A 21,392-nucleotide genomic window follows, 5' to 3' on the forward strand; every position below is an offset into this window, starting at 1 on the left:
TGGGGTCACTGAAAGTCGATGAATTCGACCATCACCACCGGCGCATCAGCCGCGCCTAACGAGGGGGCATCACCGAGTGGCACCTCGACGAGCCCGGCGGCCAGGGCCGGCAGGCTGAAGGTGAACAACAGGAACAGGCAGATCAGTGATTTCATCGGCAGAGCTCCTCAGGTGCGGGTCGAGATGATGTCAAGCTGCGCCCGGCAATCGCGGTTGCCGGGCACAGCTTTGCTTAACCTTTGACAACTTTCTGATACCACTTGCTGGCGTGTTTTCTGGCCCAGCCCTTGGTGACTCGTCCCCAGAGCATCCCTTCGAGGGTGCCCGGGTTACCGACGGTGGCGAGGTAGATATGGACGACCATGCCGACCATGAAGAGGGTGAAGAAGAGCCCGTGCAGCATCAGAGCAAACTGGGTCAGTTCGCGGAGGTAAGCAGTGGGGTCCCAGATGATCAAACCGGTCGCCCCCATCACCAGGGTTGCCACTCCGGAAAAAATCCCGAACAGCTTTTGTCCGGCGTTGAATTTTCCTTGTGGTATTTCCTGGCGCTTGCGCGACAGATAACCCCCAACCTTGACGATCCAGCGGCGGTCATCGGCATCGAAGCGGCAGGTCTCCGCGGCATGCCTCAGAAAAAGCAGGATAGAGAAGATGAAGAATACGATCCCGGCCCATTTGTGGACCATGATCCCCTGCTGCGGATTGCCGAACAGGCTGAAATAGTTGAAAAAGGTATGGGCAAAGAGCCCCAATCCGGAGAGCAGCAACAGGAAAAAGGAGATGGCGACGACCCAGTGTAAAATGCGGTCGGTGGTGTTAAAACGATCGACGTAGTTACCCATGATCATTCACCTCCCTTGCTGTGTTGATCATCATCTGTGTCTTCGATCCGCTTCGGCCCGACGGTCACATAATGCAGTGCCGCGACGCCGATGGCGCCCCAGAAGCCCAGAATACCCAGGGGCTTGACCACATCCTTCCAGAAGAAGATCGAGGCTGGAATGGCCGGGTTCTTCGGCAGACGATAGGTGCCCGGCTCGTCGTCGAGTACATACATGACCCCGAGACCACCGAGGTCATTTTCGCCGTACAGTTTTTTCCCGGCGGCCTTGGCGTCGCTGATCAGTCGATCACGATCCCCGAACTGCAGGGTGCCGGTCGGGCAGCCCTTGACGCAGGCGGGCGTGAGACCGTTCTGCACCCGGTCGATGCAGGCGTGGCACTTGGTGACCTTCTTTTTTGCATCATAGCGCGGCACGTCGAAGGGGCAGCCGTTTACGCAGTAATGGCACTCGATGCATTTATCCTGATTATAGGCTACCAGTCCTTCTTTGGTGTGATAGAGAGCCCCGGCCGAAGGGCAGACCTTGACGCAGCCCGCATCGGCGCAGTGCATACAGCGTCGGTTGATGAACAGCCAGCGCATATCATTGTTCTGATCCTGTTCGATGAAGTGGATCTGGTTGTAAAGCTGTGGGGTCAGATCGGGGGGGTTCTCATAGCTCCCCCGGTTGACCGTCGCTTCGGCATCCAGCTTGTTCCACTGTTTACAAGAGACCTGACAGCTGCGGCAGGCCGTACAAAGGGTCGTATCGATCAGAAATGCTTTCCGTTTCATAGCGTTATCACCCCTTCAGCTTTTCGACGTTGACCATGAACGCCTTGGTTTCAGGGATCATGGTGTTGGCATCACCCGCTGTAGGAGTCAGCAGGTTGGCACTGTCGCCAACGTTTGGCGTGGTCCAGCCATAGCACCAGGGGAGGCCGACCTGATGGATGGTCGTTCCCTGGACCTTGAAGGGGCGGAAGCGTTTGGTGACAACCGCCACCGCTTCCACGCTGCCGCGACCTGAGCTGACCTTGACCACTTCACCCTGAGCGATGCCACGATCTTTCGCCAGTTCGGGGCTCATTTCGACAAACATGCGCGGCTGCAGCTCGAGCAGCCAAGGGGTGTTGCGGGTCATGACCCCGGTCTGCCAGTGCTCTGTCACCCGATAGGTGGTGGCGACGAACGGATAGCGCTGGTCACAGGAGTAGTAGATATCTTCAGGCAGCTTCTCCTCACCTTCGTAGAAGAGCTTCATCGCCGGGTTGTTCTTGGTGCCGGAGAGTGGGTTCTTTTCGATCGGGCATTCCAGTGGTTCGTAGTGCTCGGGGAAGGGCCCCTCCTTCATACCGGCAGCGAAGATCGAAGCGACGCCGTCGGGGAGCATGATGAACGATTTCTTGGTGCCGGGCTGGGAGAGTGGTTTCCAGCCACCATCGGGGACGTCCCCCTTCCAGCCGCTGCCGGTCCACCAGATGACCGGTTTCTTCTTGTCCCAGGGGGCGCCGTTGGCGTCAACTGAGGCGCGGTTGTAGAGGATGCGGCGGTTGACCGGCCAGCACCAGGACCATTCAGGGTAGAGGCCGATGCCGCTCGGATCTTTATGGCTGCGGCGCGCCATGTTGTTCCCTTTTTCGGTGTAGCTGTTGCAATAGAGCCAGTTGCCCGACGAGGTTGAGCCGTCATCCTGCAAGAAGGCGAAGGAGGGGACCAGATCCCCTTTCTTGTAGAGTTTCCCCTTGATCTCCTTGTCTTCCAGGAAGTAGCCGTTGATCTCCTTGGCGACGGCGTGGATATCGAGCTTGCTGATCTGGCCATCGTAAAGTTTGAAGCCGTAGTTCCAGGAGAGCTTCATGATCGGATCGGGAAACGCCCCGCCTTGCTCAGCGTAGAGTTTGCGTACCCGGTGGTGCAGTTCGCTCATAACTTCGGAGTCATGACGTGTTTTGCCGAGCGGCTCCACCGCCTTGTAGCGCCACTGAGCCCAGCGGCCCGAGTTGGTGACACTCCCCTCTTTTTCAAAGGAGGCCGCCATCGGTAAAAAGAAGACCTCGGTGTCGATCTGACCCGGGTCCATCTTGGGACCCTTCCAGAAGGAGGCGGTTTCGTTGTCGAACAGGTTGGCGGTGACCATCCAGTCGAGTTTGGAGAGGGCATCGCGCACCTTATTGGCGTTACTCCCCGAACAGGCCGGGTTCTGTCCCCAGGCGAAGAAGCCCTTGATATTGCCGCGCTGCATCTTATCGAAGAGCATCAGCCAGCTGGCGTTCTGGCCGTCATCCAGCTTCGGCAGCAGTTGATAGCCGAACTCATCCACTGCGGTCAGCTTGGTATCGAAATGGGCGCGCAGCAGTGAAGTGATGTACTTGCCGCGGTTCCCCCACCAGTTGGCGCTCAAGGGGTCGTTGGTGGTCGGGGTGGTCTTTTCGATGTAGGTGGCCAGATCCTTGAGGCTGGCCTTGGGGGTCGGCAGGTAGCCGGGCAAAATATGGAAGAGCAGGCAGTGGTCGGTCGAGCCCTGCACGTTCGACTCGCCGCGCAGCGCGTTAACGCCGCCGCCGGCCACACCGATATTGCCGAGCAGCAGCTGAATGATCGCCATGGTGCGAATGTTCTGGGTTCCGACCGTGTGCTGGGTCCAGCCCATGGCATACATGATGGTCGCCGACTTGCCGGGCGTGCCGGAGGCGCCGTAGATCTGGTAGACCTCTTTCAGCTTGTCGAGCGGAGTGCCGGTGATGTCAGACACCACTTCGGGGGTGTAGCGCTCAAATTGCTTTTTGAGCAGCTGGAAGACGCAGTTCGGATCCTGCATGGTCTGGTCACTCTTCGGTATCCCTGCTTCATCGCGCTGGAAGCTCCAGGTTGACTTGTCGTAGCCGCGTTTTTCGAGATTGTAGCCCGAGAACAGACCATCCAGATCGCCCGGCATCTGGAAGCGCGGATCGACGAGGAAGGTCGCATTGGTATGCAGCTGCAGGTATTCCTTGTGCGACAGGTCGTTGTCGAGGATGTACTTGATCATCCCGCCTAAAAAAGCGATATCGGTGCCGCTGCGCAGTGGGGCGTAAACATCAGCCCGGGCGCTGGTCCGGGTAAAGCGCGGGTCGACACTCAGAAGCTTTGCGCCGTGTGCCTTGGCTTCGAGGACATAACGGAAGGAGATCGGGTGGTTCTCAGCAGCATTTGAGCCCATGATCAGGACAACATCCGAGTTGCGGATATCGATCCAGTGGTTGGTCATTGCACCGCGTCCGAAAGTGGCCGCCAAACTGGCAACCGTGGCGGAGTGTCATATTCGCGCCTGGTGTTCGATATAGACCAGACCCCAGCTGCGCAACATCTTCTGCAGCAGGTAGCATTCTTCGTTGTCGAGGGCCGCGCTGCCGACCGAAGCGATGGCGTCGGTGCGGTTGACGACCTGTCCCTTGGCGTTCTGCTCCATGAAAGAGGCGTCACGCGTAGCCTTGATGCGGTCCGCCACCTGATCGAGGGCCCAGTCCCAGGAGACGGTCTTCCATTCTTTTGAGCCCTTGGCGCGGTACATCGGCTCGGTGATCCGTTTCGGGTTGTCGCGCAGTTGGAAGACCGAGGCGCCCTTGCTGCACAGGGTGCCGAGGTTGATCGGGTGATCCGGGTCCCCCTCTGTGTTGATCACTTCCCCGCTGCGCGAATGAATGATTATACCGCAACCGACGGCACAGTAAGGGCAAATGGTGGTGGTCTCCTTGGCGTATTGAATCGCCAGGGGACCGGCCGCTGCGGCTTCGGCTTCAGCAGCTGACAGGCCAATGCCGAGGATTGACCCCGCCACAGCAGACCCGGAAAGCTTGAAAAAGCCACGTCTGTTTAGATGCATCTGATAAACCTCCTTTGCCTAGGGAAACGACTCGTAGCGCCCGTATGGAGAGACATGAAATTTACAGGATCATCGCGGCACAGCCGCACAACAACACATGAGCTAAGCGCAATTTATATACCAGCGTTTTGATTTGAGAATTTATCTTTAATTAACGGCAGGTTAGCTCCAAGTATCTGTAATATCCATATTTTTGATACGCCTTTTGTTGTATACATCCTTCCCTTACGCTATGTTTGTTGGGTAGAAAGTATCCATGGTGGTTGGTCTTGGGTTTCGTTTTAAAACAGCGCATCAGCGCCTTCAACGAAATGGATTTCATGGACGGACGTATATATATCTGCGATGACGAAGTCGGCATGCTGCGATATCTCAAAAAAATGCTGACAAGCTGGGGCGCCGAGGTGGTGACCTTTGAAAACCCCTTGAGCCTGCTCGAGAGTCTGAAGAACACTGCGACCGGGGTAGATCTGCTGCTGCTCGACATCAAGATGGCCGAACTCGACGGACTGGAGACGCTAACGCGCGTACATGGCTTGCGTCCTGAACTGCCGGTGGTGATGATGACCGGGCACGGCAGCATTGAATCTGCGGTTGAGGCGATGAAGCTGGGGGCGCGCAACTATCTTACCAAACCTTTCCCGCAGGAGCAGCTGCGCGCGGTGGTCGAACAGGCGCTGCAGCGCGAGAAGTTGCTGGCCGAAAATCGCAGTCTCAAGCAACAGCTGCAACAGCAGAATCAGACCGACCAGATCGTTTTCAAGAGCGCGGCCTTTGCCGAGGTCTATGATCTGGCGATGCGCGTGACCGGGGTCGATTCGCCGCTGTTGATTCTTGGCGAGAGCGGCTCGGGCAAAGAGTTGATCGCACGCGCGGTGCATTTTCACAGCCCGCGCAGTCAGGCACCGTTTTTGGCGATCAACTGTGCGGCGTTGACCGAAACCCTGCTTGAGAGTCAGCTGTTCGGGCATATGAAGGGTGCCTTTACCGGGGCGCAGCAGAGTCATAAAGGTCTGCTCGCAGCGGCTGAGAACGGCAGTTTGTTCCTGGATGAAGTCGGGGAGTTAAGTCCGGCCTTGCAGGCCAAGCTGCTGCGCGTGCTGCAGCAGGGGGAATATCTGCCGGTCGGGTCAACCCGGCCTCAGCAGGCGAATGTGCGCTTTATCGCCGCGACCAATAAAAACCTTGAACAGGAGGTCGCTGCCGGGCGCTTTCGCGAAGACCTGTTTTACCGCCTCAATGTCATCTGCCTTGAGCTTCCTTCTTTGCGTCAGCGCCCGGAAGATATCGAACCGCTGATTGAACATTTCCTCGACAAAATGGCCGCCCGCCTCGGCCAACCGCGCAAACAGCTGAGTGCCGAACTGCTGCAGCTGCTTTGCAGCTATGACTGGCCGGGCAACGTCCGCGAACTGGAAAATATCATCGAGCGCTGTGTGGTGCTGGCCAAAGGCAAAACCCTCACCCCTGAGCAGTTGCCGGCCAAATTTCGCTCCGAACCACAGCCGGTTGCCACACAGCTCCCCTCTTTCAGTTTGCGCGATGCCGAGCACCTGCAGGTGCGGCGGGCGTTGGAGGAGACCGGCGGCAACAAGAGCCGCGCCGCCCTCCTGTTGGGGGTGACACGCAAGACCCTTGACAAGAAGATTCGCGATTTTGCGCTGAACCCCGAGGGATCGAGATGATTCTCCGCCCTCTGCTGATGCTGTTGCTTTACCTGGTGGTCATCCCCGGCGGGAGGTCGAATGCGACTGCTGCAGACCAGCCTGAGATCCGCCTGGGCATGTCGACGGTGCTGAGTGGCCCCGCCGCTGAGCTGGGGCTCGAGATGCAGCGCGGGGTGCTCGCGGCGCTTGAACAAATTAATCGGACCGGTGGTTTTCAGGGTCGCCAGCTGCGGCTGATCACCTATGATGACGGCTATGAGCCGGCGCGTACCGCGCCGAACATGCATCGCCTGCTCGAAGAGGATCACGTCCTGGCGGTGATCGGGAATGTCGGGACCCCCACCGCGATCGCCTCCCTGCCCCAGATTAGGGCGCAGCAGACCCTCTTCTTTGCGCCGTTCTCCGGCGCCGGCGGCCTGCGTCGCATCCCGCCGGAACGCTATGTGATTAATGTGCGCGCCAGCTACGCCGAAGAGATCACGCTCATGGTTGATGCCCTGGTCGAAGGCGGTGGTCTGCGGCCCGAGGAGATCGCTTTTTTCACCCAGCGCGATGGTTATGGTGACGCCGGATACGTCGGCGGCTTTGCCGCCCTTAAGCGCCATGGTCTGCAGAACGAAACACAGGTGCTGCATGTCCGCTACCGGCGCAACACCCTGGCGGTCGAAAATGCCCTGGCCGATCTGCTGCTGGCCGATCCGCCGCCGCGGGCTCTGATCATGGTCGGCGCCTATGCGCCCTGCGCGAAATTTATCCGGCTTGCACGCCAGTCCGGGTTCGACGCCCTGCTGCTGAATGTCTCCTTTGTCGGGAGTTCCGCTCTGGTCCGTGAACTGGGCTCCGCCGGTGAGGGGGTGGTGATCACTCAGGTTGTGCCACATCCCCTCGAGAGTCAGTTGCCGCTGGTGCGCGATTATCGCGCCGCCTTGAAAGTCCATGATCAACAGCCGCCAAGCTTTGTCAGTCTCGAAGGATATTTTGCCCTGCGCACCCTGTTGGCCGGGCTGGAGAAGGCCCCCGAACCGCTGAATCGCGAAACCCTGATCGATGGCCTGGAGCATTTGGGGCGCTTTGACCTGGGTCTGGGGACGGCGCTTCAGCTCACGAGCGAAGACCATCAGGCCAGTCATCATGTCTGGCCAACCTGGGTAAAAAACGGCAGGGTGGTCTCAGCCAGCTGGGCAGAGATTGTCCGCGGTCTGTCGCAACGGAGTGTGCCATGACGCCACTCAAGCCGGGGCGCAAGATCACCCTGCTGGCCTGGGTGCTGGTCATGATCGGCTTGCTGGCAGGGGTACTGAGCAATGGCCTGGTCGGCTGGACCCTCCACAACCTGAACCGCGAAGGGCAGCAGCTGGCCGAACAGGAATCCCGTTTGAGTCGCGGCGCCGAAAAACTGCGACACTTCACGCGTCAGACCCAGACGGCTCTGGGCGATCAGCTTCAACTGGATCTTGGGCCGGTACACGAAACCTTTCCGGAGACAGATCTGGAACAACTCCGTACCGAACTCGTGGCGACGCCGGAGATTGATGATCTGGCCCGCCTCAGCAATGAACTGGGGCAACGTAGCTACAACCTGCGTAGGCTCTGGCAGCAGGCTGTTGCCTGGCGCGAAAATTATCAGCCGATCTTTCTGGATAACCGCGAAAAAAAGAGCCTGCTGCGGGTGCGCTCAGAGTTGCAGCAGCTCCGCGCCGAGCTGGAAATCTATGAAGGGCGGCAGCGTCTGCAGGAAGCCTTGACTATTCGCCAGTGGCGGAAGTCCGGACCCGCTGTGGCTGAAAAGCTGGCGGCCGAACTGCTCAGCTATCGCAACCAGACGTGGCGGCGCAGCCTCGACCGGATCAACACCGAGCTGGTCGATCTGTCGCGGATGGTTGAGATTCTGGCCGGTGAGGATCGTCTTGATCAGCTGGCGGACATGAAGGACAACCAGCTGAAGCCGAGTCTGGAGCGGATGACCCATGAACTCGCACGCTTGCGCACCGCCGCGCAGATGGGACCAGACGAGTTGCCGCTCAGACTGCTGGAGGCGCTTAATGTCGCGCTCTTCGGCGAGGGCTATGTCATTTTTGAGGAGTATCAGACGATCCGGCCGGGGAAGGGCGGGCTCTACCTGCTGTCCGAACGCCGCCTCGAGCTGGTTCAGCAGCGCGAGGCTCTGCAGGGAGAGGCACGAACCGAGTTGCAGCAGCTCGAATCGCTCTATCCCCCGTTGGCCAGTCTGACCCAGAAACGCAGCCGCGCGCTGGCCCGTCAGGCCGACTTGAGCTTGAGCAACGGGGCTTTGAATCTGTTCATGATCAGTCTGCTCACCCTCGCCGGCTTTCTGGGTCTCGGTCTCTTGATCATCCGCATGACTCAGCAGCAGTTGGCGGCACTCGCTCAGTTGCGCCGCCAGAACGAACTGATTCTGGCTTCGGCCGGCGAGGGGGTGATGGGGGTTGATCGCGACGGCGCGACCATCTTTATCAATCCAGCCGCCGCCAACCAGCTCGGGTGGCAAGATCAGGAACTGGTCGGCCGTCATTATCAGGAGATTCTGGGCCAGCCTGACCAGGGGGATCTTCAGGCCGATTCCATTGCCCAGGTCCTGCAACAGGGGAACAGTTACCGCAGCGACATCGATTTTTTTCATCGGCGCGACGGCAGCCAAATGCCTGTGGCCTGTGCCGTGACACCCCTGCAGAACGAACTTCAGGAGATCGAGGGGGCGGTCGTCACTTTTATGGATATCAGCGATCGCAAGGCCGCTGAAAAGACCCTGCGCCGTTATTATGATCGCCTCGCCGAACAGGAGCGGGCGCTGGCCGAGTTGAACAAGTATCTCGAGCAGAAGGTCGTGGAGCGGACCCTGCAGCTCGAAGCGAAGAGTAAGCAGCTGATAGCAACTCAGGAGGAGCTGGCCCATGCCGAAAAACTGGCGGCGATTGGTTCGCTGGCCGCAGGGGTCGCGCATGAAATCAACAATCCGAGTGCGATCATTCGCGGGAATATCGAAATCCTCGAGGCTGGGCTGCCAGCTAACCACATGAGCCGTGAAGAGACTTCTGAAATCTTACGTCAGATCGAGCGGATCACGCTGATAACCGGCAATCTGCTCAGCTTTGCGCGCAAGCAGCAGCTGACCATCCGCAGCTTCCCCTTGAACGCATTGCTCGAGGAGGTTCTCGAGCAGGTTGGCCATCAGGTTTCGACCAGGGGCATCGAAATTCAGACCGATTTGGCCACCCAACTCCCTGACTGTCTGGCCGATGCTGATCGACTGCGGCAGGTCTTTAATAATCTGATCGTCAATGGCCTTCAGGCGCTGAACGGTCGAGGCTTTCTGCGGGTCAGTAGCCGCCTTGAGGACGGGAGTTTCAAAGTGAGGATCGCCGATAACGGCCTGGGAATTCTGCCCGAGAATCGCGGCCAGATCTTCCACCCCTTCTTTACCACCAAAACGGACGGCACCGGCCTTGGCCTCTCGGTTTCTTACGGTATCGTCGAGGCACATGGCGGAAGTATCAGTGTCGAGAGTGAGCCGAGGGAGGGGAGTTGTTTCACTATCAGCCTGCCGCAGCATGAACATTAATATCTTGGCGAAAGACCCTCACATATGGCTGGCCAGGCGCTGGGCAAAGGTCTCAAGCATCGGCGCCGAACTGTCGACAGCGATCAGCTCGAAATCCTGGTCGTCCATCTCGGCGCAGAGCGCCATGGGAAGATTGCCGTTGGAGCAGTCGAGGTCGTAGATCCGCGTGCCGGACTGGTAGCTGCGTGCCGCCAGCTGCGCCTGACGACAGACACCTTCACGATACAGCGGGACCGAACGGCCGAGCATGTCGTCGAACACCTCAACCACCTGGCGACTGAATGCAAAAGGCGGAATTTTCTCCTGCGGTTGCGCGTAGATCTTGTCCTGGGCTGCGGATCCGATTAACTCAGCAATTAAGGCACAAGCAGATCGCCTTTAAACTGATCGGCCGAAGGCGCGCTGATCGGGAGAGCCGCTGCGCTTACTCCCTGTGGCACCAGTGTCGAGAGGCTCAGGTTCTGACACCAGCCCTGGTTGTTGGTCATTTGGGTCGGGGATGGAACGCTGGAGAAAAAAGCCGACAGGTCGGTATCCGGCAGCAGGTTGGCGACCACCTGCTCAGCCCGGAGCCTGACCCTCGGCTCGCCCAGCCGGTTTCTGACCCCCCATTGAACGCTGTAGTCGTCGCAGGCGGGCTCAGGCGTAAGCGGCCGGTCAGTAAAGGCGATGTCCCGGTCGAGGTCGAAATGATATTTCATCATGACTTCTTCAAACAGCATGGCGATGTCTTCATGTTTGGTAGAATAGCCGTATATGTCATTGGCGACATCGACAGCGAAGTCCGGGCCCAATTGGGCAGCGCTCAGGCTTTGCTGCTCTGCGCTGGCTGGTACGCCCAGAAAGAGCACCTTGGCCAGGTCGAGAAACAGCTGGGCACTCAAAACTGTGATGCTATTTAGGTGCCCTGGCAGACTCTGGTTCTCGATGGCAACTGATGCGGCGTAGGGGGTCAGATGGCGGTCGAGAATTGTTTGGGTTGCCGGTGGCAGAAAATCATTGGCGTGAGCCAGCTCATGGTAAAGCACGCGGGAAAACGGATAGATAATGTCATCGAGCTGACGCGTCTCTGTCCCGTCCAGAGGGTAGAAGTTGTAGGCGTAGGCGTCACTCTTGACATAGCGCCAGAGGGTTACAAACTGCAGTTCAGAACCGAAGTCCTGGCGAAAATCGGCGTTCTTGGTGATCGTCGCCTTCTCTTCGTTAGTCAGCCAGAGATTGGCGGGATCAAGGTAGATGGCGGCAGTATTGGGCGAGTAGAAGGAGGGGCGGATATCGGCATCGATGACGATAGCGGTCACTCCTTTGAACAGGGTCAGCAGATCAGGCGGAAGCTGATTCAGGACGAGTTCAAGCCGCTCCCCCATCCAGGGGTGGGAGACCAGTACCCGACCCATCAAATCGGCGACCGTCGGAGCAGGCAACTCCTGACCGACCAGCGGCAGGGTCTCCATGCTGCACAGACTGGTCAGGTGGGCCGCGGTGGCACAGTCCTTCAGGACATTGAGGTAAGGACTTGCCTGGGTGTAGGGCGAAACATCCGACAGATCCGGATTTGATCCGCCCGGCCCGATGTCCGAAGAATTACCCCCGCCGCCACCGCAGGCACAAAGAAACAGCAGCAATACAAAACTATAGAGTCGTGACATAAGCCCTCACAGGGGTGTAACGCATATATCATTAATCTATGCTATCGGCCGCTGCTTGTCTATTTGCTGCGGTGCGGGTCTATACATTCCTTCACAACCAAAACCATTGCTTGGTTGATGGTTTTGGAGCGTGATAACTTGTCGGCCTGGCTAAATTGAAGCAATGGTGGCTACCAGGCGGAGAATTCTCTATCAAGTTGTTAACCAGGTGGCGTGGAATTGAAAGTTCAGCAATTTTAAGGGATAAGCATTATGCAGGATATTGTGCAGGCCTTACTTCAGCACCTGAGCCTTGAGCGCCTCGAAGAGAACCTGTTTCGTGGTCAGAGCCAGGATATCGGCAGTCCCAACGTTTACGGCGGTCAGGTTTTGGGGCAGGCCCTGTCTGCGGCGAGCCGGACGATCGAGGGGCGCGATGCGCATTCGCTGCACGCCTACTTTCTGCGGCCCGGCGATAAGACCCAGCCGGTGGTTTATGAGGTAGACCGGATTCGCGACGGCAGAAGTTATACGACCCGCAGGGTGGTGGCTATACAGAACGGGCAGCCGATCTTTAATATGGCGGCCTCCTTTAAAGTCGCCGAAGCGGGCCTCGAACATCAGTGTGTAATGCCTGAGGTGCCCGGCCCCGAAGGTCTGCTGAATCTGACCGAACTGGGTCGGCAGTCTCTGGCGGAGATCCCTGATAAATTGGAGCGATTTTTAACCTGGCAACGACCCATCGAGTTTCGTCCCGTCCGCCCGACTGATCTGTTGCACCCTGAACCGGCTCCCCCCTGTCGGGATATCTGGATCCGCGCCGTCGCTGCCCTGCCCGACGAGCCCGCGCTGCACAAGGTTTTGTTAGCTTACACCTCCGATTATTCGCTGCTCGCCACCGCCTTGCTGCCGCACGGATTGACCTTTTCGCAGGGCACAATCCGCGCCGCCAGCCTTGATCACGCCATGTGGTTTCATCGCGATTTCCGCCTCGACGACTGGCTGCTCTATGCCATGGACAGCCCGAACATGGGCCATGGCCGTGGGTTCAGCCGGGGAAATCTCTTCACGCGCGAGGGGAAGTTGGTGGCCTCTGTGGCTCAGGAGGGGATGATTCGTCAGCACTGATTGTCGCGCTAAGAGGTGAAGACAAGCCAGACTGACGGAGCTCATCCGAAAATACCAATGTGGGGTAATATGTTTTCTGCTGCTTAGCCGCGCTCTTTTTCTTCCTGCTGAAAACGGCATCATGTCTTCAGGTTCGCAGGTGCTATAAGTGAAGCAGAAGCGAGACGAATGACGTCCCGAAAAGCCCGATCTCCGGGTTGTGGAACGCGGAAAATCCAGGGCCTTTGGCGACAGGGACATGGAAAATATATCTTTTGCAACCGCGGTTTTTTAACGTAAAGGAAGGGGGTTTTATATGATTGGAGGTAAAGGCAGTTTTCAGGCAGGAAGCGTTTTGAAACGTGCTCTCAAGGCGTATTTCAGGTTGTGGCTGACACTCTTTATCCTGGTGCTGTCGGGCTGCGGTGGCGGTGGCGGCGGAGGGGTTGGAAACGATCTGGTTTATACCGGTCGCCCCACTCAGGCCAGTCTTACCAGCGTCAACGCTATTGAGATGGCGCTGGGGGCCTACAATGGTGGACCAGATATGGCCAGTCTTTCCTTGCCGGGTGCGAGCCTCCAGGCTCTCACCAACGGCAGAGTTCCCCGGCAATCCGGGTTACTGCAGTATGGCGAGCAGATTCGCCGCCTGGCAGACAAAATAACCTTCACCAGCCAGACAGCCGCGACCCCCCTCAGCATCCAGACGGCCACAAATACCATCCTCGGCCCCTGTGGTGGCAGCGCAGTCCTGACCCTCAATGTGGAGACGACGAACGGAATCTTTAATGGAAGCCTGAACTATGCCAACTACTGCGAAGAGGGGATCACGGCTGCAGGGAATCTCAGTCTTTCAGGCAGGGTTGATCTGGTGACTCTGGAGCCTCAGCAGATGACGATTTCGTTCAAGCTGCTGACGCTCTCCAACACCGATCAATCCGCAACTATCAGCGGAACTATGGCGTTCAGCTATGCCTTGCCAGTCGAGACCTCAACCCTGAACTATCTTCTGCGGGATGATGCTTCGGGCAAGATTTGCCGAATTGAGAACTACATTATCCTCACAACGGTCGGGGTTAACCAGACCGAGACGCAATATCAGTCAGGCCGCTATTTTCAGCCAGATCTAGGTTATGTTGATCTTGCCAGCAGTTCGTCTTTCGTTGAAGACCCGACCGCCCTCGGCCCTTCGAGTGGAGAGTTACTGCTCAGCGGGGCGAATTTGAGCAAAACCTCCCTGCGGGCCATTGCCTCCAACGCTTATGAGGTCTCGACCGATACCAATGGTGACGGAACCTTCGACTGGAACTCAGGCCTGTTGCATTGGAGCAGTATCAATGCTGCCCCCCTCGCCGATGCCGGTCTGGATCTGAACGTTGAAACAGGCACACAGGTGGTTCTCGATGGCAGCGGCAGCAGCGATCCCGAAGGTGGCGCCCTGACCTACAGCTGGAGCTTGGTCTCCAAACCGTTCGGCAGTTCGGCACTCCTGATTAATCCAACCCTGGTTAATCCCAGGTTCACAGCTGATTACGACGGCAGCTACATGTTAAGTCTCGTCGTCAGCGACGCGACTATGACCAGCACAGCGGACATGGTCACAGTCACGGCGGCAACGTCAAATTACGCCCCGGTCGCTAACGCCGGATCCGACCAGAATGTTACGACCGGGAGTTTGGTCAGTCTTGATGGAAGCGCAAGCACTGACGCCGAGACCAGCCCTTTGAGCTACAGCTGGAGCTTCGCCTCAGTTCCGTCCGGCAGCAGTGCCCTGCTCTCGGATCCCACCGCCGTAAATCCCAGCTTTACCGCTGATCTGGATGGTCTCTATACCCTGAATCTGGTTGTTAATGACGGGCTGCTGAGCAGTGCGGTGGACAGCGTGGTGGTGCGGGCCTCGCCGTCAGTGTCAGCAATTCAGCTGCTCATCGACAGTGCCACCGATGGTGAGACAATCCAGGTCGCGCCGGGAACCTATTATGGGACCATCGATTTTAAGGGCAAGGCGATCAGGGTTGAGAGTCTGAGCGGTCCGGCCGTGACTATCATCGATGGCAACCTGGCTGGTCCGGTGGTTAGCTTTATCACCGGCGAAGGTGCTTCTTCGATTCTTAGTGGCTTCACCATCCGCAATGGCAGAGCCAGTGACGAAGGTGGCGGGGTCAGCATCCAGAGCGCTTCACCGACCCTGACCAACAACATCATCACCATGAATCAGGCCTGCACCGGTTCCGGAATCGCCATCGGCTTCGGTTCACCTCTCATTCAGGGGAACAGGATCTCGGACAACGTTCAGGCCGGGTGCAGCGGCGGCATTGGCGGTGGAGGGATCAGTCTTCGAGGCAGCGCCGCCGCGCAAATTCTGGAGAATACTATAAGCAATAATTCCACCGGCAGCAGTGGCGGCGGAATTTCTCTCTTTGCCGCCGGTACTCCTATCATCAGGGGTAACATCATCAGCGGCAACCAGAGCGCCAGCGGCGGCGGGATAGAACTAGTGAATTTTTCGGACGCGTTGATTGTTCAGAACCTGATATTCGGCAATACCGCCGGGAGCGGCGGTGGTATCCATTGGCTCGTGCCCTCGGGAAACCGAGGTCCTCTGCTGGTCAATAATACAATCGCGGATAATGACAGTCTGCAGGGGTCAGGAATCTATGCCGACGGCTATGACGTCCAGACGCGCCTGGTCAATAATCTTATAATCGGCAAAAGCGGCCAGACCGCCGTCTACTGCGGTGATTTCAACGACCTGAACCCGCCGCTCTTCGATTTCAACAACATCTACACCCAGGGCGGCCTGGCCTATGGCGGATTTTGTACCGCCCAGACCGGTCTCAATGGCAACCTCTCGCTGGCTCCTCTCTTTGTCGCACCCGCCAGCGGGAACTATCATCTGCACTCCAGCTCGCCGGCCGTTGATGCCGGTGACAACAGCGCACCGGATCTGCCAGCAACCGATCCGGATGGTGATCTGCGTATCCTGGATGGCAACAATGACAGCAGCGTGATTATTGATATGGGCTGGGACGAATATGCCGCGCCGCTTTAGCGCATTCTCGTCAGAGTCAATAATTCACTGAAATTGTTCAAGGGCGCCAGCGGTCAAGCTGACGCCCTTGAAGCTTTAACCTGTTCGAAGTGTACTCAAAACCAAAGAGGTCAAGTCTTCTGCTGGTTTATGCTGACGACGGTGGACTTGACTTTCCTCTCCTCAGCGCACTTAACGTGGCGCCCGATAGCCTCCCGGAACCCCGTTTTTAGAAAAAACAATCTGCCAGAGCTGGTTTTTCCGGGCGCGGAAAGTTCCGGCGCTGCAGAGCAGGTAGTAGCACCACATCCGATAAAAGCGCTGGTCGTAAGATTGCTTGAGCTCGGGCCAGGCGGCGACAAAGTTTTCATGCCAGGCCATGAGCGTTTTGTCGTAGTCGACGCCGAAGTTATGCCAGTCTTCGATTATGAATGTCCCTTCGCTGGCGGTGGTAATCTGTTTTGCCGAGGGGAGCAGGCCTTTGGGGAAGATGTAGCGTTCAATCCAGGGGTCGACGATGATGACCGATTTGTTGCTGCCGATGGTTTGCAGCAGAAAGAGCCCGTCTTCCTTGAGCATCCGGGCGACAGTTGTCATGTATTTGCGGTAGTTTTTATAGCCGACGTGCTCGAACATGCCGATAGACAGAATCCGGTCAAACGATCCGCTGATTGCTCCGTAATCCTGTAACAGAATCTTCACCGGCAGGTTCTGGCATTGCTCCTGTGCCAGATGGGCCTGTTCGGCCGAGACGGTACAGCCGACGACTTCGACGTCATAGCGCTCGGCAATATACTTACTCGTTCCGCCCCAACCGCAGCCGATATCCAGGACGCGCATCCCCGCCTGCAGACCGAGCTTGCGACAGATCAGATCAAGTTTATTTTCCTGGGCCTGTTCCAGGGTGCTGGCCTCTGGCCAGTAGCCGCAACTGTAGATCATTCTGGAGTCAAGCATCTGGCGGTAGAGATCATTGCCGATATCGTAGTGAGCCGGGCCGATCTGGAACGCCCGGCTGCCGCGCTGACGGTTACTCAGTTTGGCTTGCAGAATATCAACCACAACCGCCGGGGCGCGAAATTTGCGATCGAGCTCGGCGGCCATGAATCGGCAAATAAACTGGTCGAGGCGGGGACAATCCCACCAGCCGTCCATGTAGGCTTCGCCGGCACCGATGGTTCCCTGGGCCAGGACTCTATGGAAAAGGCTTGGTTGGTGAACCTGAATGTCCCAGGGTTGATCCCCATCGACCCGGATATTGGCGAGAGCCAGCAAGGATTCAACCCGCTTGCGGAAGCTGTTAGTGGTCATGGTTCCCTCCTCTCTGCTTGAAGACCAGCCTACGTTCTGCGGACCAGGTGAACGCCGAGCGTCATCCGGGTGATCCTCAGCTTGATACCTCTGCCCGCCACCAGAGTATCAATTCTAATGTTTGGCGCGAGGATTTCAACTCTCAACGGAATTTGGAAAACAGCGTGATAACCCCACCACTTATGGATAGGTGGATTTTTTTGCAAGGCGGCGATATTTCTTGCCTGGGTGAGATGGGGAAAGATCTAATTGTGTCTGATAACCAGTATGTTTCGATCCAGGCAGGTCAGGGCAGTTCCAGACTCTGTCGCGGACAGGCCGGCAGACAGGCGCCACAAAGAGTGCAGCGCTGAGAATCAACCTGGGCCAGCTTGCGCCCCCAGCCGCCCGGGTGTTCGCTGTTTAAAGTCAAGGCACCGACCGGGCAGGCCGCGAGGCAACCGCCACAGCCGGTGCAATTGTTGAGAACCTTGAGTTCGGAAGGTGGCGCGCTGTTTATGGCAGCACCTTTTTCCAGGGCTGGATGATAACCTTTTCGAACAGACCAGCCTTGGCGTAGGGGTCGTTAGCCGCAAAGGCTTCGGCCTCGGCGAGATCGGCCAGCTCGAGAATGACCAGTGACCCGTTCATGTTTTCGCCGGCATCCAGGGTCGGACCGGCGGCCTGCAGTCTTTCGCCGAAACTCTTGAGGTAGGCGACATGTTCTGGACGATTGTCCATGCGGGTTTGCAGATGGTCGGGCTTGTCGAAGGCGTGGATAAGAAACAGCATCAATTTTCTCCGTCGGGTATGGGGTCAGAATTTATCCGCTGATTGTCGATGCCACCCGCACCTTTGTCAAGGTTTCCACTTGTCGGATTATTTCGGCAGCAACTTCCGCACTCTCTGCCTGACCCCGTCGATCACAAAGGGCGTCATCCGGTGTTTCTCTTTTAATATCTGTTTGAACAGCTCTTTTTTCTTGTTGGGAATGAGCGGTTCGGTCACCGGCACCATGTGCAGTGCAGCTTGGGGGCAGGTTGAAATGCACGCGCCGCAGCCGAGGCAGGAAGCTTCCGAGATGCTCAGGTGACGTAATTTTCCGCTGACCTTTATCTCAAGCGCCTTAACGTTGCAGGCCTTGGCGCAGAGACTGCAACTGGTGCATTTTTGTGGGTCGACCGCGACTTGAAAACCAGTTTTTCCAATTCCTGCGGTGTAACCGGCCTGCACCCCGGCGAGCAGTTCGCAGCAGCAGGAGCAGCAGTTGCAGATGAAGCTCGGCTTGTGGCGGATATTGTCGGTGATGTGGGTCAGGTTGAATCCCCGCGCCCTGTCGATCACCGCCAGCAGTTCATCGACAGTCTTCTCTTCGGCAAAGCCGCGGCGTGCCATGAATTTTGCGGCGCTGCCGAGGGAGATGCAGATCCCCTCGATCGGCGCACCCTTCACGCAGTTTTCGTCGAGATGCTCCTTCTTGTGGCGACAGTAGCAGAGGCCGACCGCGCCGCCACCCGACTTGCGGATGATCTCGCGCGCGCCTTCATAGCTGGTGACCTGAGAGCTGACCGGGATGGCTTCCTCGTAGGCCAGCGTGCGGGTCAGGGGCGTCTTGCTGCCGAAGAACTCGCTGGCCTGACCGTTCTGCGGATCCTCATAGAGGTATTCCCCCATCAGCCTGGCCAGTTCGGCCAGCGGCAGATCAGCGCGCTGCTTCATGAAGGTGAACTCGAAGAAACCGATCAACCCCGGCAGAAGCAGGTAGTAGACCACCCCCTTGTGCGGCATGTCGATAACCAGCCCCTTGTTGGCCATGGTTTCGAGCAGAGCGGCCAAGGGCTCGGCCGCATAGCCGGTGCGCTTGGCCAGTTCGGCGAGGGTCGCCTCATGCAGCGGAAAGCGCGAGGCGACGAAGGCCTCTTCCTCGCTGAAGAGGATCGCCAGAATCTGGCGCAGCTTGTCGTTGTCGACCAGCCCGATCGGGTATTTGTTGAGCCGGTCGATCAGCGGCACGATGCTGCTTTTGCTGGTGCTGTGGTGTCCCATGGGAAAGCCTTTTACTGGTGATATGGGTTTTCAGCGGTGGTCTTATGCCGGCATCAGGTAGCTATCCTTGAGCGCCAGCACTTCTTGCCAGAGTTGTTCAAACTCGGACTCATCGCGCGAAGGTTTTATCAACATCTGGCGGAACAGTTCTTCCTGCTCTTTGCTGTTGGCGTGATCGGTGACCATCTGCAGGGCGTAGCCAGCAAAGTCGCGGACTAAAAGGGCGAAGATCTGATCAAGCATCCGATCTTCAAGCCTATAGACGGCGGCGTTTTCGAGGATCAGCTGGGCATAGGGGACGAGGGTGAAGAGCTCCCCGGCAGCGAGCATATAGCCGCTGTCGGCCCGCTGTTCGCGGCTGGGTGCCGCCGCGATCAACAGTTTCCGCAAGAGTTCGGCCTGGGTGACAAACAGTTGCACGTTAGGCAGCTTCACACCTTTAAACGCCAGGCGCCAGTCGGGGAAGCGCACGCTGGCCAGCTTGCCGGTCTGCTGACGGAAGAGATATCCATCATCGCCGGCCTGATCCTGACGCGGCACCGCGGGGAAATCGACCGGGTTGAAGAAGTAGTTCTGGATGAACTTGAGGATCAGCGCCATGTTGACGTGGGTGGTCCCTTCGAGTTTCGGCAGCATGCCGATATCGCGGATCGCCATCTCGAACCAGGTCTGCTGCTCGAACCCCTTGGCGGCGATCACCTCGTGCAGCAGGCCGACGCAGAGCTCCCCCTCGCCGGTAACCTTCATCTTGACGATCGGGTTGAAGAGCAGATAGCGCCGGTCGGCATCATTGGCTACGCGCAGGTAATCGGCGGTGCGCATGGCGAAGAGCTTCATGGCGTGCAGCCGCGCGTAGGTCTCAACAAAGAGGCGCTTGACATGCGGGAAATCGGTGACGTTCATGTTGTAGAGCTGGCGATTGCCGGCATGGTTGAGCGCTTCGTAGAAGCAGTGGGTGGCGATGCCGAGCGAGGCGCAGCCCAGCTCGTACTTGCCGATGTTGACCGTGTTGAGCGCCGCGTTCCAGGCCGCATCACCGCGCAGCAGGATATCCGCCTCAGTGATCGGGTAATCGTGCAGGGCGTACTCGGCGACATAGGCCTGCCGTACTCCTGAGGTGTCGATTTTCTGTACGCACTCGTAGGCCGGGTGATCGCTTGCGACGACGAAAAACACATATTCGCCGCTCCCCTCGATCTTGCCGAAGGTCGAGACCAGCGCCGCACAGTTACCGTTGCCGATATAGTATTTTCTGCCCTGCGCCAGATAGCTGCCATCGGCCTGCGGCACGAGCAGCATTTCGGATGAATAGAGGTCGGCCCCGTGTGCCTGCTCCGAAAGCCCGAAGGCGAAGATGCCTCCTTCACGCAACAGCCTGGCCGTCCGGGTTTTCAACGCTTCGTTGTCCCCCATCCAGATCGGGCCTAAGCCCAAAATGCTGACCTGCCAGGCGTACCAGTAGCAGAGTCCGTAAAAGGCCAGCACCTCGTTGAAATGGCTGATGCGCCACATATCCCAGCGGCTGTTTTCGCCGCCGTAAGCCGCCGGGGTGAGCAGGTCGGCGAAGACCTCTTCCTGCTGGATGAAGTTCAGAAAGTCCTCATACCAGACCATGCTCTGATCATCTTCCTTAATCCTCTTCAGGCCTTTGGTTTCAAAGAAGGCGATGGTCTTTTCGACCAGCTCGCGTGAACGCAGGTCAGCATGTACCCGCTGATAATTGTGGGGGTTGAATAAGAGCATTTACTTCTCCGGGCTGTTCAGCTGGGCGGGTTCAATATTTCCCGAGCATGCCGTCTTTCATATCTTCGTCGGCGGGCTCTTTGCCGATGTAGATCAGCAGGATCGCCTTGGCCAGATTGGCCGACTGGATCGTTCCGAGTTGTCGGCCGTTATGGCTGACAATGACCTGGTTGTCGGCGGTGATCGCCAGGTCGACCTGATCCTTCTTCACGAAATCCGCATCAAACAGGCCAAGAAATTGTATAACCGCCGGATCTTTAATCAGCTCGGGGCTGTTCTTCTCGATCCCTTCGGCGAAGCCACCAACGATTTTTTCTTTTTCGACCTTGCTGTAGAGGAAGTTCATGCGCAGCAGTTTGCCCCCTGTACCATCGATGACCTGAGCGGTAGTTGTGGCTTTTTGCGCGGTGTAGAGCGAGCCGACGTAGATCTTGAAGAAGAACTTTTTACGGATACCGTAGCCGTTAAGTTGTAGCTGCTGTCCGCCGATCTCGACCTTCTCGGGCAGTTGGACCCCGGCGACTTCGAGGGCAAAAGCGGGTTGAATCAGCAGTCCAATAAAAACCAGGGTTAACAGAATACGTTTCATCATGAGCTCCTCTGTGGGTGG

General features: G+C 57.7%; 16 protein-coding genes and 1 pseudogene. 5 read left to right on the forward strand and 12 right to left on the reverse strand.

Annotated features, from left to right (window positions below):
• Positions 1 to 5: 5 nt before the first annotated feature.
• The 4 genes from D888_RS23855 to fdnG form a co-directional block, all read right to left on the reverse strand.
• Positions 6 to 155 (reverse strand): hypothetical protein, encoded by a 150-nt coding sequence (locus D888_RS23855; protein ID WP_020674523.1) that lies wholly within the window; start codon positions 153 to 155, stop codon positions 6 to 8.
• A gap of 77 nt (positions 156 to 232) precedes the next feature.
• Entirely contained in the window at positions 233 to 844 is a 612-nt protein-coding gene (locus D888_RS0100335; protein WP_026362141.1) for a formate dehydrogenase subunit gamma, read from the reverse strand.
• A gap of 2 nt (positions 845 to 846) precedes the next feature.
• The gene (locus tag D888_RS0100340) at positions 847 to 1,620 is read right to left on the reverse strand and encodes a 4Fe-4S dicluster domain-containing protein (RefSeq protein ID WP_020674525.1); all 774 of its coding nucleotides are present in this window, start codon (positions 1,618 to 1,620) and stop codon (positions 847 to 849) included.
• Between the two features lie 7 nt (positions 1,621 to 1,627).
• Entirely contained in the window at positions 1,628 to 4,690 is a 3,063-nt protein-coding gene (fdnG, locus tag D888_RS0100345; RefSeq protein ID WP_083928733.1) for a formate dehydrogenase-N subunit alpha, read from the reverse strand.
• 320 nt (positions 4,691 to 5,010) lie between these two features.
• On the opposite strand from fdnG, the gene D888_RS0100355 reads away from it, so the two are divergent.
• From D888_RS0100355 to D888_RS22730, 3 genes are read left to right on the forward strand one after another with little or no spacing between them, the layout of a single operon-like run.
• Entirely contained in the window at positions 5,011 to 6,375 is a 1,365-nt protein-coding gene (locus D888_RS0100355) for a sigma-54-dependent transcriptional regulator (protein ID WP_026362142.1), read from the forward strand.
• Entirely contained in the window at positions 6,372 to 7,580 is a 1,209-nt protein-coding gene (locus D888_RS0100360) for an ABC transporter substrate-binding protein (protein WP_020674529.1), read from the forward strand. Before D888_RS0100355 ends, D888_RS0100360 begins: the two co-directional genes overlap by 4 nt.
• Positions 7,577 to 9,937: an ATP-binding protein gene (locus D888_RS22730; RefSeq protein ID WP_020674530.1), complete on the forward strand. Its 2,361-nt coding sequence runs from the start codon at positions 7,577 to 7,579 to the stop codon at positions 9,935 to 9,937. The genes D888_RS0100360 and D888_RS22730 overlap by 4 nt, the downstream gene beginning before the upstream one ends.
• An 18-nt stretch (positions 9,938 to 9,955) precedes the next feature.
• Here the strand turns inward: D888_RS22730 and D888_RS20200 are convergent, their stop codons facing one another.
• Positions 9,956 to 10,186 (reverse strand): class I SAM-dependent methyltransferase, encoded by a 231-nt coding sequence (locus D888_RS20200; protein ID WP_156826912.1) that lies wholly within the window; start codon positions 10,184 to 10,186, stop codon positions 9,956 to 9,958.
• Between the two features lie 107 nt (positions 10,187 to 10,293).
• Positions 10,294 to 11,586 (reverse strand): hypothetical protein, encoded by a 1,293-nt coding sequence (locus D888_RS20205; RefSeq protein ID WP_020674532.1) that lies wholly within the window; start codon positions 11,584 to 11,586, stop codon positions 10,294 to 10,296.
• 252 nt (positions 11,587 to 11,838) lie between these two features.
• Here D888_RS20205 and D888_RS0100380 point away from each other — a divergent pair, with 252 nt between their 5' ends.
• Together D888_RS0100380 and D888_RS0100385 are read left to right on the forward strand one after the other, a co-directional pair.
• A complete protein-coding gene (locus tag D888_RS0100380) occupies positions 11,839 to 12,693 on the forward strand; it encodes an acyl-CoA thioesterase (RefSeq protein WP_020674533.1) in 855 nt (284 codons plus the stop codon).
• A 295-nt stretch (positions 12,694 to 12,988) separates the two neighbouring features.
• On the forward strand, positions 12,989 to 15,724 hold the full coding sequence (locus D888_RS0100385) for a PKD domain-containing protein (RefSeq protein ID WP_026362143.1): 2,736 nt from the start codon (positions 12,989 to 12,991) through the stop codon (positions 15,722 to 15,724).
• A gap of 171 nt (positions 15,725 to 15,895) precedes the next feature.
• Here the strand turns inward: D888_RS0100385 and cfa are convergent.
• The 6 genes and pseudogenes from cfa to D888_RS0100410 form a co-directional block, all read right to left on the reverse strand.
• Positions 15,896 to 17,017: pseudogene (gene cfa, locus D888_RS0100390) on the reverse strand (cyclopropane fatty acyl phospholipid synthase); the annotation flags it as partial.
• A gap of 283 nt (positions 17,018 to 17,300) precedes the next feature.
• Entirely contained in the window at positions 17,301 to 17,531 is a 231-nt protein-coding gene (locus D888_RS24705; protein WP_083928734.1) for a 4Fe-4S dicluster domain-containing protein, read from the reverse strand.
• Positions 17,510 to 17,785: a YciI family protein gene (locus tag D888_RS0100395; RefSeq protein ID WP_020674535.1), complete on the reverse strand. Its 276-nt coding sequence runs from the start codon at positions 17,783 to 17,785 to the stop codon at positions 17,510 to 17,512. Before D888_RS0100395 ends, D888_RS24705 begins: the two co-directional genes overlap by 22 nt.
• 87 nt (positions 17,786 to 17,872) lie before the next feature.
• The gene (locus D888_RS0100400) at positions 17,873 to 19,039 is read right to left on the reverse strand and encodes a 4Fe-4S dicluster domain-containing protein (protein WP_020674536.1); all 1,167 of its coding nucleotides are present in this window, start codon (positions 19,037 to 19,039) and stop codon (positions 17,873 to 17,875) included.
• 42 nt (positions 19,040 to 19,081) lie between these two features.
• Positions 19,082 to 20,782 carry an acyl-CoA dehydrogenase family protein gene (locus D888_RS0100405; RefSeq protein ID WP_020674537.1) on the reverse strand — a complete coding sequence of 567 codons (1,701 nt, stop codon included), beginning with the start codon at positions 20,780 to 20,782 and terminating at the stop codon, positions 19,082 to 19,084.
• A 31-nt stretch (positions 20,783 to 20,813) separates the two neighbouring features.
• On the reverse strand, positions 20,814 to 21,374 hold the full coding sequence (locus tag D888_RS0100410) for a chalcone isomerase family protein (RefSeq protein ID WP_245554988.1): 561 nt from the start codon (positions 21,372 to 21,374) through the stop codon (positions 20,814 to 20,816).
• Positions 21,375 to 21,392: the final 18 nt, after the last annotated feature.

The organism is Geopsychrobacter electrodiphilus DSM 16401 (genome assembly GCF_000384395.1).
Classification (GTDB): domain Bacteria; phylum Desulfobacterota; class Desulfuromonadia; order Desulfuromonadales; family Geopsychrobacteraceae; genus Geopsychrobacter; species Geopsychrobacter electrodiphilus.